14 protein-coding genes and 5 pseudogenes are annotated in these 12418 nt (G+C 37.5%); 15 read left to right on the top strand and 4 right to left on the bottom strand.

The genetic code is table 11. The annotated features are described in order from the left end of the window. Window positions 1–116: 116 nt before the first annotated feature. The gene (locus WMO14_RS10630) at window positions 117–776 is read right to left on the bottom strand and encodes a Crp/Fnr family transcriptional regulator (protein WP_349153810.1); all 660 of its coding nucleotides are present in this window, start codon (window positions 774–776) and stop codon (window positions 117–119) included. Window positions 777–894: 118 nt separating this feature from the next. Here WMO14_RS10630 and WMO14_RS10625 point away from each other — a divergent pair, with 118 nt between their 5' ends. The 4 genes from WMO14_RS10625 (at window position 895) to yaaA (ending at window position 3184) form a co-directional block, all read left to right on the top strand. After that, on the top strand, window positions 895–1668 hold the full coding sequence (locus tag WMO14_RS10625) for a DUF134 domain-containing protein (protein ID WP_349153809.1): 774 nt from the start codon (window positions 895–897) through the stop codon (window positions 1666–1668). A 98-nt stretch (window positions 1669–1766) separates the two neighbouring features. Then, the gene (locus tag WMO14_RS10620; protein ID WP_015516636.1) at window positions 1767–1976 is read left to right on the top strand and encodes a DUF6219 family protein; all 210 of its coding nucleotides are present in this window, start codon (window positions 1767–1769) and stop codon (window positions 1974–1976) included. 3 nt (window positions 1977–1979) lie between these two features. Continuing rightward, on the top strand, window positions 1980–2435 hold the full coding sequence (gene bcp / locus WMO14_RS10615; RefSeq protein WP_349153808.1) for a thioredoxin-dependent thiol peroxidase: 456 nt from the start codon (window positions 1980–1982) through the stop codon (window positions 2433–2435). Then, the gene (yaaA, locus tag WMO14_RS10610; RefSeq protein WP_349153807.1) at window positions 2435–3184 is read left to right on the top strand and encodes a peroxide stress protein YaaA; all 750 of its coding nucleotides are present in this window, start codon (window positions 2435–2437) and stop codon (window positions 3182–3184) included. Before bcp ends, yaaA begins: the two co-directional genes overlap by 1 nt. A 132-nt stretch (window positions 3185–3316) precedes the next feature. Here the strand turns inward: yaaA and WMO14_RS10605 are convergent, their stop codons facing one another. Then, entirely contained in the window at window positions 3317–4840 is a 1524-nt protein-coding gene (locus WMO14_RS10605) for a 4Fe-4S dicluster domain-containing protein (protein ID WP_349153806.1), read from the bottom strand. A gap of 321 nt (window positions 4841–5161) precedes the next feature. Between WMO14_RS10605 and WMO14_RS10600 the strand changes: the two are divergent. The 5 genes and pseudogenes from WMO14_RS10600 to WMO14_RS10580 form a co-directional block, all read left to right on the top strand. Next, window positions 5162–5782 (top strand): annotated as a pseudogene (locus WMO14_RS10600) (flavin reductase family protein); the annotation flags it as partial. Between the two features lie 18 nt (window positions 5783–5800). Beyond that, window positions 5801–6343 carry a rubrerythrin gene (gene rbr, locus WMO14_RS10595; protein WP_334294626.1) on the top strand — a complete coding sequence of 181 codons (543 nt, stop codon included), beginning with the start codon at window positions 5801–5803 and terminating at the stop codon, window positions 6341–6343. A gap of 111 nt (window positions 6344–6454) precedes the next feature. Continuing rightward, the gene (locus WMO14_RS10590; RefSeq protein ID WP_278795128.1) at window positions 6455–6829 is read left to right on the top strand and encodes a desulfoferrodoxin family protein; all 375 of its coding nucleotides are present in this window, start codon (window positions 6455–6457) and stop codon (window positions 6827–6829) included. A gap of 26 nt (window positions 6830–6855) precedes the next feature. Then, a pseudogene (locus WMO14_RS10585) lies at window positions 6856–6975 on the top strand (bacteriohemerythrin); the annotation flags it as partial. Window positions 6976–7256: 281 nt separating this feature from the next. Further along, a pseudogene (locus tag WMO14_RS10580) lies at window positions 7257–7613 on the top strand (methionyl-tRNA formyltransferase); the annotation flags it as partial. Window positions 7614–7715: 102 nt separating this feature from the next. Here the strand turns inward: WMO14_RS10580 and WMO14_RS10575 are convergent. Next, on the bottom strand, window positions 7716–7814 hold the full coding sequence (locus WMO14_RS10575) for a hypothetical protein (RefSeq protein WP_349153848.1): 99 nt from the start codon (window positions 7812–7814) through the stop codon (window positions 7716–7718). Window positions 7815–8005: 191 nt separating this feature from the next. Then, window positions 8006–8233 (bottom strand): annotated as a pseudogene (locus tag WMO14_RS10570) (S24 family peptidase); the annotation flags it as partial. Between the two features lie 211 nt (window positions 8234–8444). Here WMO14_RS10570 and WMO14_RS10565 point away from each other — a divergent pair. The 6 genes and pseudogenes from WMO14_RS10565 (at window position 8445) to WMO14_RS10540 (ending at window position 12063) form a co-directional block, all read left to right on the top strand. After that, window positions 8445–8666 (top strand): hypothetical protein, encoded by a 222-nt coding sequence (locus WMO14_RS10565; RefSeq protein WP_349153804.1) that lies wholly within the window; start codon window positions 8445–8447, stop codon window positions 8664–8666. Further along, window positions 8650–8862, top strand: coding sequence for a DUF6462 family protein (locus WMO14_RS10560; RefSeq protein WP_004611639.1), 213 nt, complete (start codon window positions 8650–8652; stop codon window positions 8860–8862). Before WMO14_RS10565 ends, WMO14_RS10560 begins: the two co-directional genes overlap by 17 nt. Before the next feature lie 134 nt (window positions 8863–8996). Further along, complete coding sequence (locus WMO14_RS10555; protein WP_349153803.1) at window positions 8997–9170, top strand: DUF6290 family protein; 174 nt, start codon at window positions 8997–8999, stop codon at window positions 9168–9170. Window positions 9171–9205: 35 nt separating this feature from the next. Continuing rightward, window positions 9206–10441 carry a tyrosine-type recombinase/integrase gene (locus WMO14_RS10550; protein ID WP_349153802.1) on the top strand — a complete coding sequence of 412 codons (1236 nt, stop codon included), beginning with the start codon at window positions 9206–9208 and terminating at the stop codon, window positions 10439–10441. Window positions 10442–10711: 270 nt separating this feature from the next. Next, window positions 10712–11209, top strand: a pseudogene (locus WMO14_RS10545) (hypothetical protein); the annotation flags it as partial. Window positions 11210–11538: 329 nt separating this feature from the next. Further along, window positions 11539–12063: a flavodoxin family protein gene (locus WMO14_RS10540; protein WP_349153801.1), complete on the top strand. Its 525-nt coding sequence runs from the start codon at window positions 11539–11541 to the stop codon at window positions 12061–12063. Window positions 12064–12418: the final 355 nt, after the last annotated feature.

The raw sequence follows: 12418 nt of genomic DNA, 5'->3' as shown, positions 1-12418 counted from the left end.
AATCACGATATTTTTATAATTTTCTTATAGCATAAAAAGATCCCCTATTTATTAGAATGACTTTCATAATTCTGATAAATGGAGGATTCTTCTTTATATGTTACAGAAAAACAGTTTTATGACCTTTGGAGTGTTTCCAGTCTTTTTGAATCAAGGATTGTGATTTTGCCGCGGGAGAGTTTGACGAGATCCTCGACTTGAAAGTATCGAAGCATTCGAGTGATAACTTCCCTGTGGGAACCAAGATGGTTTGCGATAGTTTCGTGAGTGATTTTCAGTTCATTTGTTCCTTCAATGGATGTTTCTTCTAAAAGAAATGAAGCAACACGCTTATCCAAACTCTTCCACATAATCTGTTCAATCAGCCACATGACATCAGAAAAACGGGTAGCCATTAACTCATTGGTATAGTTTGCGACAGGAGCAGAATCCTTCATGATGCCCTTATAGATTTCAGCAGGGATGATCCAAAGATCCGTATCTTTTTCTGCTTCAATGGTTACTTCAAATTGAATGGATCGCATGATACATGAGGCGGATAAAAGACACATATCCATATCGAACAGACGGTAGAGTGTAATCTCTCGTCCTTCATCTGAAAGTATGTAAGTTCGAAGCTGCCCGGATTTAATCAGTAATAATCCGGTACAATCCATGTTCCCGTTGTGAATGATTGTTCCTTTTTTCACATGCTGTGTGATCAAATTGTCTGAAATTAGTTTTTTCTGTGCTGTATTTAAGTCATTCCATAGTGGAAAATAATTTTCGAAGCTCATAATAGTTATCTCCTTTATGAACATAGTATACTTGCTTTTTTAAGATGCGTCAATCGAATAATTGACATATGCCCTTTATAGGACTATTATATAAGAAAAGCGAGAAAGGAGCAATTTCATGCCGAGACCAGTAAAATGCAGAAAAGTCTGCCATTTCCCAAATGTTTTAGAATTTCTTCCGGCAGATGATACTGAGAAAAAAATGCCCATTGTTCTGACGGTAGATGAGTACGAGACAATCCGTCTTTTGGACAAGAAAGGTTATAGTCAGGAGCAGTGTGCAGAATCTATGCAGATCGCAAGAACGACGGTCCAACGGATTTACGAGATTGCCAGAAAGAAAATAGCAGATGCTCTCATTGATGGACATCCGCTTAAAATTGAGGGTGGGGATTTCATAATCTGTGACGGTCAGAGCAGCGACTGCAGCTTTGGAGGATGTTACAAACATGAGATTTATCAAAAATATGCAGTAGAAAAAGGAGAAGGTATCATGAGAATAGCAGTAACATATGAAAATGGACAGATTTTCCAACACTTTGGATACACAGAGACATTTAAGATTTACGATGTAGAGGAAGGAAAAGTGCTACATTCAGAAGTAGTAGATACGAATGGAAGCGGACATGGTGCATTGGCAGGAGTTCTTAATGCCTTAAATGCCGATGTTTTGATCTGCGGCGGAATCGGAGGAGGTGCTCAGACTGCGTTAGCGGCAGCGGGCATTAAGCTTTTTGGCGGAGTTTCAGGAGATGCGGATAAAGCAGTAGAAGCTTTTATCAATGATACGCTTGATTATAATCCGGATGTGAAGTGTTCTCACCATGAGCACAACCATGGGGAAGGACATACGTGTGGTGAGCATGGATGCGGAAGCCATAGCTGTCATTAAGAAGAATAAAAAAATACAACACAAAAGGATGCGTCAAGGTAATGCCAGAATTAGAGATATTTATTTTGGAAACAGCTTAATCAATTTGGAGGTATAAAATGAAAGCACATAAATATTGGTCAATCGGAGCAATAGTTACAATGGTTGGAACTTTTTATACAGGATATAAAGGGTTAAAAGCAGCACACAAATACTTTGCGTTTGGCTCTCTGATATGCATGATTATGGCAGTCTATTCTGGTCATAAAATGATTTCAGGTAATAAAAGAACAAGAAAACAGGTGGAAAATACAAAAGCGGAGGAATAGTAAATGTTAGAGTTAGGAATAAAAGCACCGGACTTTGAATTGCCGGATCAGAATGGAGAAATGCATAAATTAAGCGATTATGCAGGAAAAAAAGTAATCTTATATTTTTATCCAAAGGATAATACACCAGGATGTACGAAGCAGGCATGTGGCTTTTCTGAGCGTTATCCACAGTTTACTGAGAAGGGAGCTGTTATTCTCGGAGTAAGCAAGGACTCTGTAGCGTCTCACAAGAGATTTGAAGAAAAATACGGACTGGCATTTACGCTATTAGCAGATCCAGAGCGTAAAGTTATTGAAGCATATGATGTCTGGAAAGAAAAGAAAAATTATGGAAAAGTATCTATGGGTGTAGTAAGAACTACATATCTTATTGATGAGCAGGGAATCATTATAAAGGCAAATGATAAAGTCAAGGCGTCAGATGACCCTGAAAATATGCTTAAGGAATTGGCATAATGAAGATTATTTTATCACCTGCAAAAAAGATGATTGTAGATACCGATAACTTAGCACCGGTTGAACTGCCTGTCTATATTGATAAGACAGCAGAAGTATTAAACTGGATAAAAAGCAAATCAAAAGAAGAACTGAAAGCTATCTGGAAATGTAATGACAAGATTGCAGAGCAGAACTTTAACAGATTGGAAAATATGGATATATACCATATGCTCACACCTGCTGTTTTATCATATGAAGGAATTGCTTTTCAATATATGGCACCATCCGTGTTTGAAAATAGTCAGTTTGAGTATGTACAAAATCATTTGAGAATATTATCAGCTTTTTACGGTGTTTTAAAACCTATGGACGGAGTAACGCCATATCGCTTGGAAATGCAGGCAAAGGTCGAAATAGGAGATGCAAAAAATCTGTATGAGTACTGGCATGATATGCTGTATCGTTCAGTAATTGATGAAAGCAGAATTATAATTAATCTTGCATCAAAGGAATATTCTAAATGTATAGAAAAGTATCTTACACCGAAGGATAAATATATTACAATTTCATTCTGCGAACAAGCTGGAAATAAACTGGTAACAAAAGGTACTTATGCTAAGATGGCTCGTGGTGAGATGGTTCGATTCATGGCGGAAAATGATATTGAAAATCCTGATGATATAAAAAAGTTTGACAGGCTTGGTTATATATTCAGGTCTGATTTATCATCAGATAGTAAATATGTTTTTGAACGCAAAATAGCATAATTATTTTAAGTTTTCAAGAGAATATAATTTGAAAATAATAACTATTACTAATTTTATATTATAAGATAACCTGTAATAAAAAAGAGGACATATGGATTTATACATATCCATATATCCTCTTTTTTATTGATATTAATCTACAAGCTTGTCAAGCTCCTTGATATACTCAGTTTCACTTGATGTTTTATGAGTAGACTGTTTTGCATACAATCCGACAGAAGTCTGTGATTTCTTAATTGCCTGCATGGTTCCAGCACCGGCAACACAGCCTCCGGGACATGCCATACCCTCAAGCAGATATCCGGGATACTTGCCTAAAGTTGCAAGTTTAAGAAGCTGACGGCATTCCTTTAAACCTTCTGCGTTTGCTACCTTTACCTCCTGATCCGGATGATCACGCTTTATGACATTAACAACAGCCTGTGCCACACCTCCTGCGACTGCGAAGTTTCTTCCGTCTGTTGAAGCATCGCTGACACCTGCAGGGTCTTCCTCGATATTTTCAAGGTCCACATGCTTTGCAGAAAAAATACCGGTCATCTCTTCGAAGGTGAGTACAAAGTCCACTTCACTTCGTACACTGCGTCGCATAGCTTCAAGTTTTTTGGCAGCACATGGTCCGATAAATACCACGCGCGCATCTGGATTATGCTGCTTTATAAGACGTGCAGTGAGTGTCATAGGTGTAAGTGCCATTGAGATACATTTTGCATGCTCAGGGAAGAGTTTTTTAGCCATGACAGACCATGCCGGACAGCATGAGGTTGCCATGAAAGGAAGTTCATCCGGTACCTCTTTTAGGAAGTCCTCGGCCTCCTGCTTGGCACAGAGGTCTGCACCTATAGCTACTTCAAATACATCTGCAAAACCAAGAGCCTTCATGGCTGCACGTAGCTTTCCGGGAGTAACTTTTGGACCAAACTGTCCAACAAATGCAGGAGCAACTGCAGCATAGACCTTTTCACCGGACTGTATAGCTCTGATAGTCTGGAAAATCTGGGATTTATCAGCAATCGCACCAAAAGGACAGTTGACAAGGCATTGTCCGCACGAAACACACTTGTCATAATCGATATTTGCTTTGCCGTTTTCGTCAGAAGAAATGGCATCCATGCCACAGGCCTTTGCACATGGACGTTCCTGAACAATAATTGCATTATATGAACATACGCTTGCACAGCGACCACACTTTATGCATTTTTCCTGGTCAATTATAGATTTTCCGGTTGTGCGATCCAGCGATATGGCATCTTTTGGACATACCTCCATGCATGGATGAGCCAGACATCCCTGACAGCCGTCTGTAACATGTACTCTTTTTTCAGGGCATGCATTACAGGCAAATTTTATAACATTGATAAGAGGCGGTGTATAGTAGGTTTCATCTTTGTCGGCAGCCTCGATTCCATCTGATATAGGTGAATGCTCTGCAGCACTGCGGTAAGGCAGACCCATTGCCAGACGAAGCCTCTCTCCGACTATAGCACGCTCCAAAAATACATCGTTCCTGAAATTTCCTTTTTCGCCAGGAACAATCTTGTATGGAAGAGCTTCCATACGTTCTTTAACAGGCCATTCTGTATGATAAGCCATACGTGCAACCTCAGTAAAGATTTTATGTCTGATTTCCTGAATTCGGGTTTCGACACCTCTCATTATTGATTCCTCCTTATAAAATAAAATCTCAATTTTCCTTATTGTATCAGATAAAATAAGCATTCTCAATAAATAGGCTGTACTTTTTATGATACATAAATACTAGATATTTAATGAATTTTAAACCTGATTTTTTGCGTTTCTTTGAAAATAAAGGATAATATTTTAAATTTTAAAAATAGGAATGATTACTGTTTTATATTGACTAAAGTACTATAATACTATATAATAATTATTATCAATTAATCCTAATTAATAAGAATAAATGGCTATTTAGAGAATACCATTTAAAATACATGGAGAAGATAAAGGGAGGAAAATATGGATAGGAAAGCAATGTATAAGCTGAGTTATGGATTGTTTGTACTGACTGCAAGGGAAGATGAAAAAGACAATGGATGTATTATTAATACAGCCATACAGGCAGCTTCGGAACCAAACCAGTTAAGTATCTGCGTCAATAAGGCAAATTATACGCATGATATGATTGTAAGAACAGGAAAATTTACAGTATCAGTCCTGAGTCAGAATGCACAGTTTGAATTGTTTAAACATTTTGGCTTCCAATCAGGAAGGGATACAAATAAGTTTGAAACATTTGAAAAGTGTTCCAGGGGAGAAAATGGTATTTATTATATTACAGAAGGAACAAATGCATACATTTCTGTAACAGTTAATAAGACTGAAGATTTAGGTTCACATACGATGTTTATCGGTGAGATAACCGATATGGAAGTTTTAAGCAATATTCCTTCAGCTACATATGATTATTATCAGAATAATATTAAGCCTAAGCCACAGGAGGTTGGAAAAACAGAGGACGGTCAGACAATATGGCGTTGCAGAATTTGCGGATATGAATATGTAGGCGAGGAATTACCGGATGACTTTATATGTCCTTTGTGCAAGCACCCGGCATCAGATTTTGAAAAAGTAGTAAAGAAAACGGAGGTAAAAGAGATGGCAGAAAACAAATATGCAGGAACACAGACAGAGAAGAATTTACAGGAGGCATTTGCAGGGGAATCACAGGCAAGAAATAAGTATACCTATTTTGCTTCTGTAGCGAAAAAAGAAGGTTACGAGCAGATGTCAGCATTGTTTTTAAAGACTGCAGATAATGAGAAAGAACATGCAAAGATGTGGTTCAAGGAATTAGCAGGAATTGGTGATACAAAGGAAAACCTGGCGGCAGCGGCAGAAGGCGAAAATTATGAGTGGACAGATATGTATGATGGCTTTGCTAAAACAGCTGAGGAAGAAGGATTCCCTGAGCTTGCAGCAAAATTCAGGGCAGTAGGTGAGATTGAGAAGCACCATGAGGAAAGATATCGTGCACTTCTTAAGAATATTGAAACTTCACAGGTATTTGAAAAGAGTGAAGTCAAAGTATGGGAATGTCGTAACTGTGGACATATTGTGGTAGGAACAAAAGCTCCTGATGTATGTCCGGTATGTAATCATCCTCAGAGCTATTTTGAAGTACATGAAGAGAATTATTAAAGATATGAGATAATTCCAAAGAAGCATTAAAGCTTAATGGATCGGCGGATTCTTAAAAAAGTTATAGAAGCAATTTAGATTTTATTTTTTACACATGGAAGGAGAAAAAAGATGGAAGTAAAATATTATGTATGCAATCACTGTGGAAACATTATTGAAATGGTAAAGGATAAGGGCGTGCCGGTAATATGTTGTGGCGAGGCTATGCACGAGTTAAAGGCCGGAGTGACAGATGCTGCTGTCGAGAAGCATGTACCTGTATATACGATAGAAGGCAGTCATGTTCATGTCGTGGTCGGAGAGACAAAACATCCAATGCTTGAAGAGCATTTCATTGAGTGGATTACATTAAATACAAATCAGGGTATTTACAGAAAGCAGCTAACTCCGGGGCAGGAGCCGGTAGCAGATTTTTGTCTTTGCGATGGTGAACAGGTAGAAGAAGTATATGCATATTGTAACCTGCATGGATTATGGAAATGCTAAAAGCATTTATACATATTAAGGTTACAGAACAACACAATGATGATGTAGAAGATCAAGATGAACAGATTATGGGAATTTTAAAATATCTCACAGAGTGGTTAGTTAATCACATTCTGTATGTCGATGGTCAAATTCCAAAAGGCTGATATAGTAAGAAAGGCTGTTATTTTTTAGAGAGTAGCAGCTTTTTTTATTTTGAATATAAAATATGACACATACACTTGACAATATGCATACATGGATGAAATATGACATTTCTTCCTAAAAACAGTATGTTTATGGTATACTAGCTAGTAGTAATGCAGTTTCAACCGACATTACATATTATTATGAGAAATTAATGCAAAGGAGTTATAATCAAATGAATAACAATGAAGTAGTAACAGAGGAAGTGGCAGCAGTTGTTGAAAATAATACAGGTATTGAAATAGAGCCTTTATTTGAGGAGCAGGTTGATTTTGATACATTCTCAAAGTCAGACTTCCGTGTTGTAAAGGTAAAAAATTGTGAGGCAGTACCTAAGAGTAAGAAGCTTCTTAGATTTACACTTGATGATGGAACTGAGAATGAGAGAACGATTCTTTCAGGAGTACATGCTTTTTATGAGCCAGAGGAACTTGTTGGAAAGACATTATTGGCAATCGTAAATCTTCCACCACGTTCTATGATGGGAATTGACTCTTGTGGTATGTTACTTTCAGCTATTCACAATGTAAATGGAGAAGAAAAGTTGAATCTTGTAATGTTAGACGATTCAATTCCAGCAGGTGCAAAACTGTATTAGGATTTGCACAGTTATTACATATAACTTAGTGGATAATTATATGTGATTTTTAAATTTATGTTGAAAGTAGATAGTAAAAGAGCTGGGTATCATGTGCCCAGCTCAATCTTCCACATGGAATACATCTTCCACCAGCATATTAAAGTATTTTGATATCCGCAGCATAAATTCGGCAGATGGGGTGCTGTCTCCACTCTCTATCCTGCCGACAGTTTTGGTGCTGTATCAAATAGCAGAGGCAAGGTCATCCTGGTAAATGCCACGCTGTTCCCGGATTTCTCTGATATTATTGGTAACCTCCATAAAAATCCCTTCTTTCAGTTCTATAGCTATAGATATTTTCTTATTGTCAATTATGCAAAATAATGTGTCCGATAAAAAGGACTTGCGTTTTATCGGCAATGTCCAGTAATAACAGAAGCATCAGATTTTCCAAGAACTTTTCCAAATATGTCTAAGCGGTCGTTTTCTCCAACCTTGATAGGTGCATACTTTTCATTAAGCGAGATAAGGAAAATTCCGTCTTTATCGTTTTGTAATTTCTTAATATAGGCATCTCCGTTGAGAGAGAATATACCAATTTCTCCATTAGCAACATACTTCTGTTGCATTACCCATGCAGCTCAGACAGTGTGTGGCGATGATGAAGGCAATGATGAGTGTTTAGAAGGCAGATGCAAATGTCGTGTTAACACGACAAAATTGTCGCGTAAACACGGTCGGCAATTCATCCATGACAATATACAATAAACATGTGCTTGAGGGAGCACGTCACGAGAGTGAAGGCGCCGGAGCTCTCCAATACATCAAATGTAAAGGAGAACATTTATTATGAACAAGAGGAACGATTTCACAGGAGTAAACAACAGAGTCAATGCAAGAGGTGTTGCATTTATCAAGTCTAGAAAGTCAATTGATAATGTAAGTGGAACTGTCATTGAGGATTCCGGCGTGAGAGAAGAAATAGACAGAGCATTGATACGACAGTTTGATCTGTTACCTGTAGCTCGCAAAATGGTAATGGAGGAGTTAGCAAATGGACAGCAGAACTAAAAAGACTAATAATAAAAGATTTGTCAGATATTCAGAAGGAGCAGAGATGTATTCAATGAGTGTGTCAAAGTTTATGCAGTTAGCGAAGGATGCAAAGGCATGTTATAAAGTGAATCAGCTGGTGTTGGTTAATCTTGATATTATTGACGAGTATCTTGAAACTTTCCATATTGTAGATGACGAGTTTTATAAGTAATTATGAGAAATGACGCATTAGTATAGAAGAAATACAAACAAGTATGGAGAAAAATGAGCCAAGAAAGAAAAAATGTATTGACTTTCGGTCAGACCAAAAGTATAATATAATTAAGATATGAAGGAGGCATACAGATGGCTAGAACTGGAAGACCAAAAGCAGATAAACCTTTTGATCATAAGGTGACTGTTAAATTCAAAGAAGAGGAATACCAGATAATGGTTGAGTATGCTGAGACTCATAATCTATCCATTTCGCAATTGATTAGAATGGGTGTTGAATTACAAATGAAGCAACAGGCTAATTAGTAGAACAGGCTCTTTTCTCCAGAAAGGAGAGAATAATGGCTTGTAGAAAAGATGGTAAAGGCAGAGTATTAAGAAAGGGTGAGGGTTACAGAAAAGGCGACGGAAGATACTCATATGTATATATTGATCCATTAGGCAAGAAAAGAACCATTTATGCAAAGTCTTTGGTAAAACTTCGAGAAAGAGAAGAACAGTTACAAAAAGACCAGTTGGATGGACTTGATATCTATGTCGCAGGAAAGGCTGATGTGAACTTTTTGTTTGACAGGTACATATCAACTAAAACAGAATTGCGTAGCACTACTTACAGTAATTATTTGTATACATGGAATCATTTTATTCGTGATACATTTGGCAAGAAGAAAGTAAGAGATGTGAAATACTCAGACGTGTTGTTCTTTTATACAGACTTGATTAATACTCAGGGATTACAGATTAATACGCTTGAGACAATTAACACAGTATTAAGACCTACATTTCAACTTGCTGTCAGAGATGATATCATAAGGAAGAATCCGGTAGACGGAGCATACTGTGAAGTAAAAAAGCGTAATGGTGGTGCCAGAAAAACAAGGCGAGCGTTGACTGTGGATCAGCAGAGAAAATTCATGGAGTATGTAGCAAAGAATCCGTTCTTTTATCACTGGTATCCATTCTTTGTATTTTTGTTAGGAACTGGATGCAGAATAGGAGAAGCAATTGGGATACGCTGGGATGATATTGATTTGGAAAATCGAATCATTGATATCAATCATAGCTTAACATATTACCAGAGAATGGATGATTCATATAAATGTGAGTTTAGAGTATCTTTGCCAAAGACGGAGGCAGGTAATCGTAGAATACCTATGATGCAGCAGGTATATGATGTGCTTCAGGAAGAATATGAGAGACAGAAGCAGGAAGGCTTTTGTGTTGAGAATGTGGATGGAATGACCAATTTTGTATTTACAAACCGATTTGGTATGCCACATAACCCAGCAGCAGTAAACCGGGCAATCAAGAGAATTGTTGATACACATAATTCAGAAGAAGAGGTGGCTGCTAAAAAGGAGAAGAGAGAACCTGTTATGATTCCAAGATTCTCCTGCCATATCTTCAGACATACGTTTGCATCAAGATTTTGCGAGAATGAAACCAACATCAAAGTAATTCAAGAGGTAATGGGACATGCTGATGTATCGACTACCATGAACATATATGCAGAAGCAAACCCAGATGTTACCAAATCAGTAATTGAGAAATTATCAAAAAATATGGATATTTTTTAGAAAAGAGTCCTGCGATTGAACTCTTTGAAGATTGAAAAATATACCTATTCATACTGTGACAAATATGTTATACTTGCTAAGTATTGTTGTGTTTGACACAGCAGTACATGCATAAAATAAAAAGACGTATTTTAAGGCGAATGACATCTTTTGGACGCACAAAAGTCAAAAAAACGTCCAAGAGTATCCAAGTATATAGAATCCGGGAAAGCCCATTTTCCAAGGGCTTACAAGGATATACAAGAGTTAGCTTAGCAATCAAAAAAGCTCCCGACAATGAAATCATTGGGTTCAGACAAGAGTGCTGCAAAGGCTGAAAAGAGCACTTCTACAGTAACAGCATCAGACGGCGATAATAATGGTTTCTTTACAGCTAATAATAAGATTGATTTTTCTAATGTTAAGGTAGAACCATTATTTGAGGAAGAAGTAGACTTCGACACATTCAGTAAGTCAGATTTCAGAGCTGTTAAGGTAAAAGAGTGTGTAGCAGTTCCTAAGTCAAAGAAGTTACTTCAGTTTACTTTAGATGATGGAACAGGCACAGACCGTACAATACTTAGCGGAATCCATGCTTACTATGAGCCAGAAGAGCTTGTTGGAAAGACACTTATCGCCATTACCAATCTCCCACCAAGAAAGATGATGGGAATTGAATCTTGCGGTATGTTACTTTCAGCAGTAAACAATCTTAAGGATTCAGAGGATGAAGAGCTTCATCTTCTTATGGTCGATAACCATATCCCGGCAGGTGCAAAGCTCTATTAAGAAGTACCGTTTTACCGAATAGACGGGACGTACTTCATTTGATAAAAAACTAAAAAAACAGCGATTTACATCAAACTTACATCAATTGATGCAAAATTAAGTGCAAGCAAGAAAAAATCGCATAATTTGGAACATCAGCAGGAAAACAAGCGCGAGCAAAGCGAGTATTTGTTTTCACCTGATGTGACAACGACAAAATCAAGGAGTGCGAAGCACGGCAACGGCAAAGCCGTTGGATTTTGGAGTGATAAATGAGTGGGCAATTCCAATCGGGATTGCCCATTTTTAAAACAAACAGAAATACAAATCGGAAGTTGGAGGATACACGCATGAAAATTGTAATCATTAATGGAAGTGCCAGAAAAGGAAACACGCTGGCAGCAATCAATGCATTTATAAAAGGAGCGTCAGAAAAGAATGAAATTGAAATCATTGAACCCGACAAACTCAACATTGCACCATGCAAGGGATGTGGTGTCTGTCAATGCTCTAAGGGATGCGTCGATAAGGATGATACAAATCCTACAATTGATAAAATTGCTGCCGCAGATATGATTCTTTTTGCTACACCAGTTTATTGGTGGGGAATGTCAGCACAATTGAAACTTATCATTGATAAGTGCTACTGCCGTGGATTGCAGTTAAAAAATAAAAAAGTTGGCACGATTGTTGTAGGCGGTTCTCCCGTAGACAGTATCCAGTATGAGCTGATTGATAAGCAGTTTGACTGTATGGCAAAATATCTTTCATGGGATATGCTTTTCAAAAAATCATATTACGCAACAGCCAGAGATGAACTTGAAAAAAACAAGGATTCCATGAACGAACTTGAGGGAATCGGAAAAAAATTATAAAGCACGTTCCAAATTCTAATTGTTTTGTAAGAGGGAATATCAGAGAGGCAATGTAAAAGCCACTAGCGGAAGTGCAGATGGCGATGGAACAGTCGATGGCAAAGTATTCCCTGAAGGATATCGCCGGTTATATCGATAAAAAGATACATTTTAGGAATGTGTTTATTATACGCATGCCTATAACTAAAAACTTATGGGAATTATAGAGAATAAAGGATGATTAAAAATGTTAGATAAAATGGAGGTATACTATTTCAGTCCCACGGAAGGAAACTTCTAGTTTGTAAGGAACAGAAACTTTGAAGTTTATGGAGAGGAGAAGAATATGATTTTTCACTATGCTGGCAAATATAAT

This window comes from Lachnospira rogosae (ex Hitch et al. 2025) (assembly GCF_040096455.1).
Taxonomy (GTDB): Bacteria; Bacillota; Clostridia; order Lachnospirales; family Lachnospiraceae; genus Lachnospira; species Lachnospira rogosae.
Note: the sequence above shows the minus strand (reverse complement) of the source record. Positions and strands in the feature narration are given on the sequence as shown.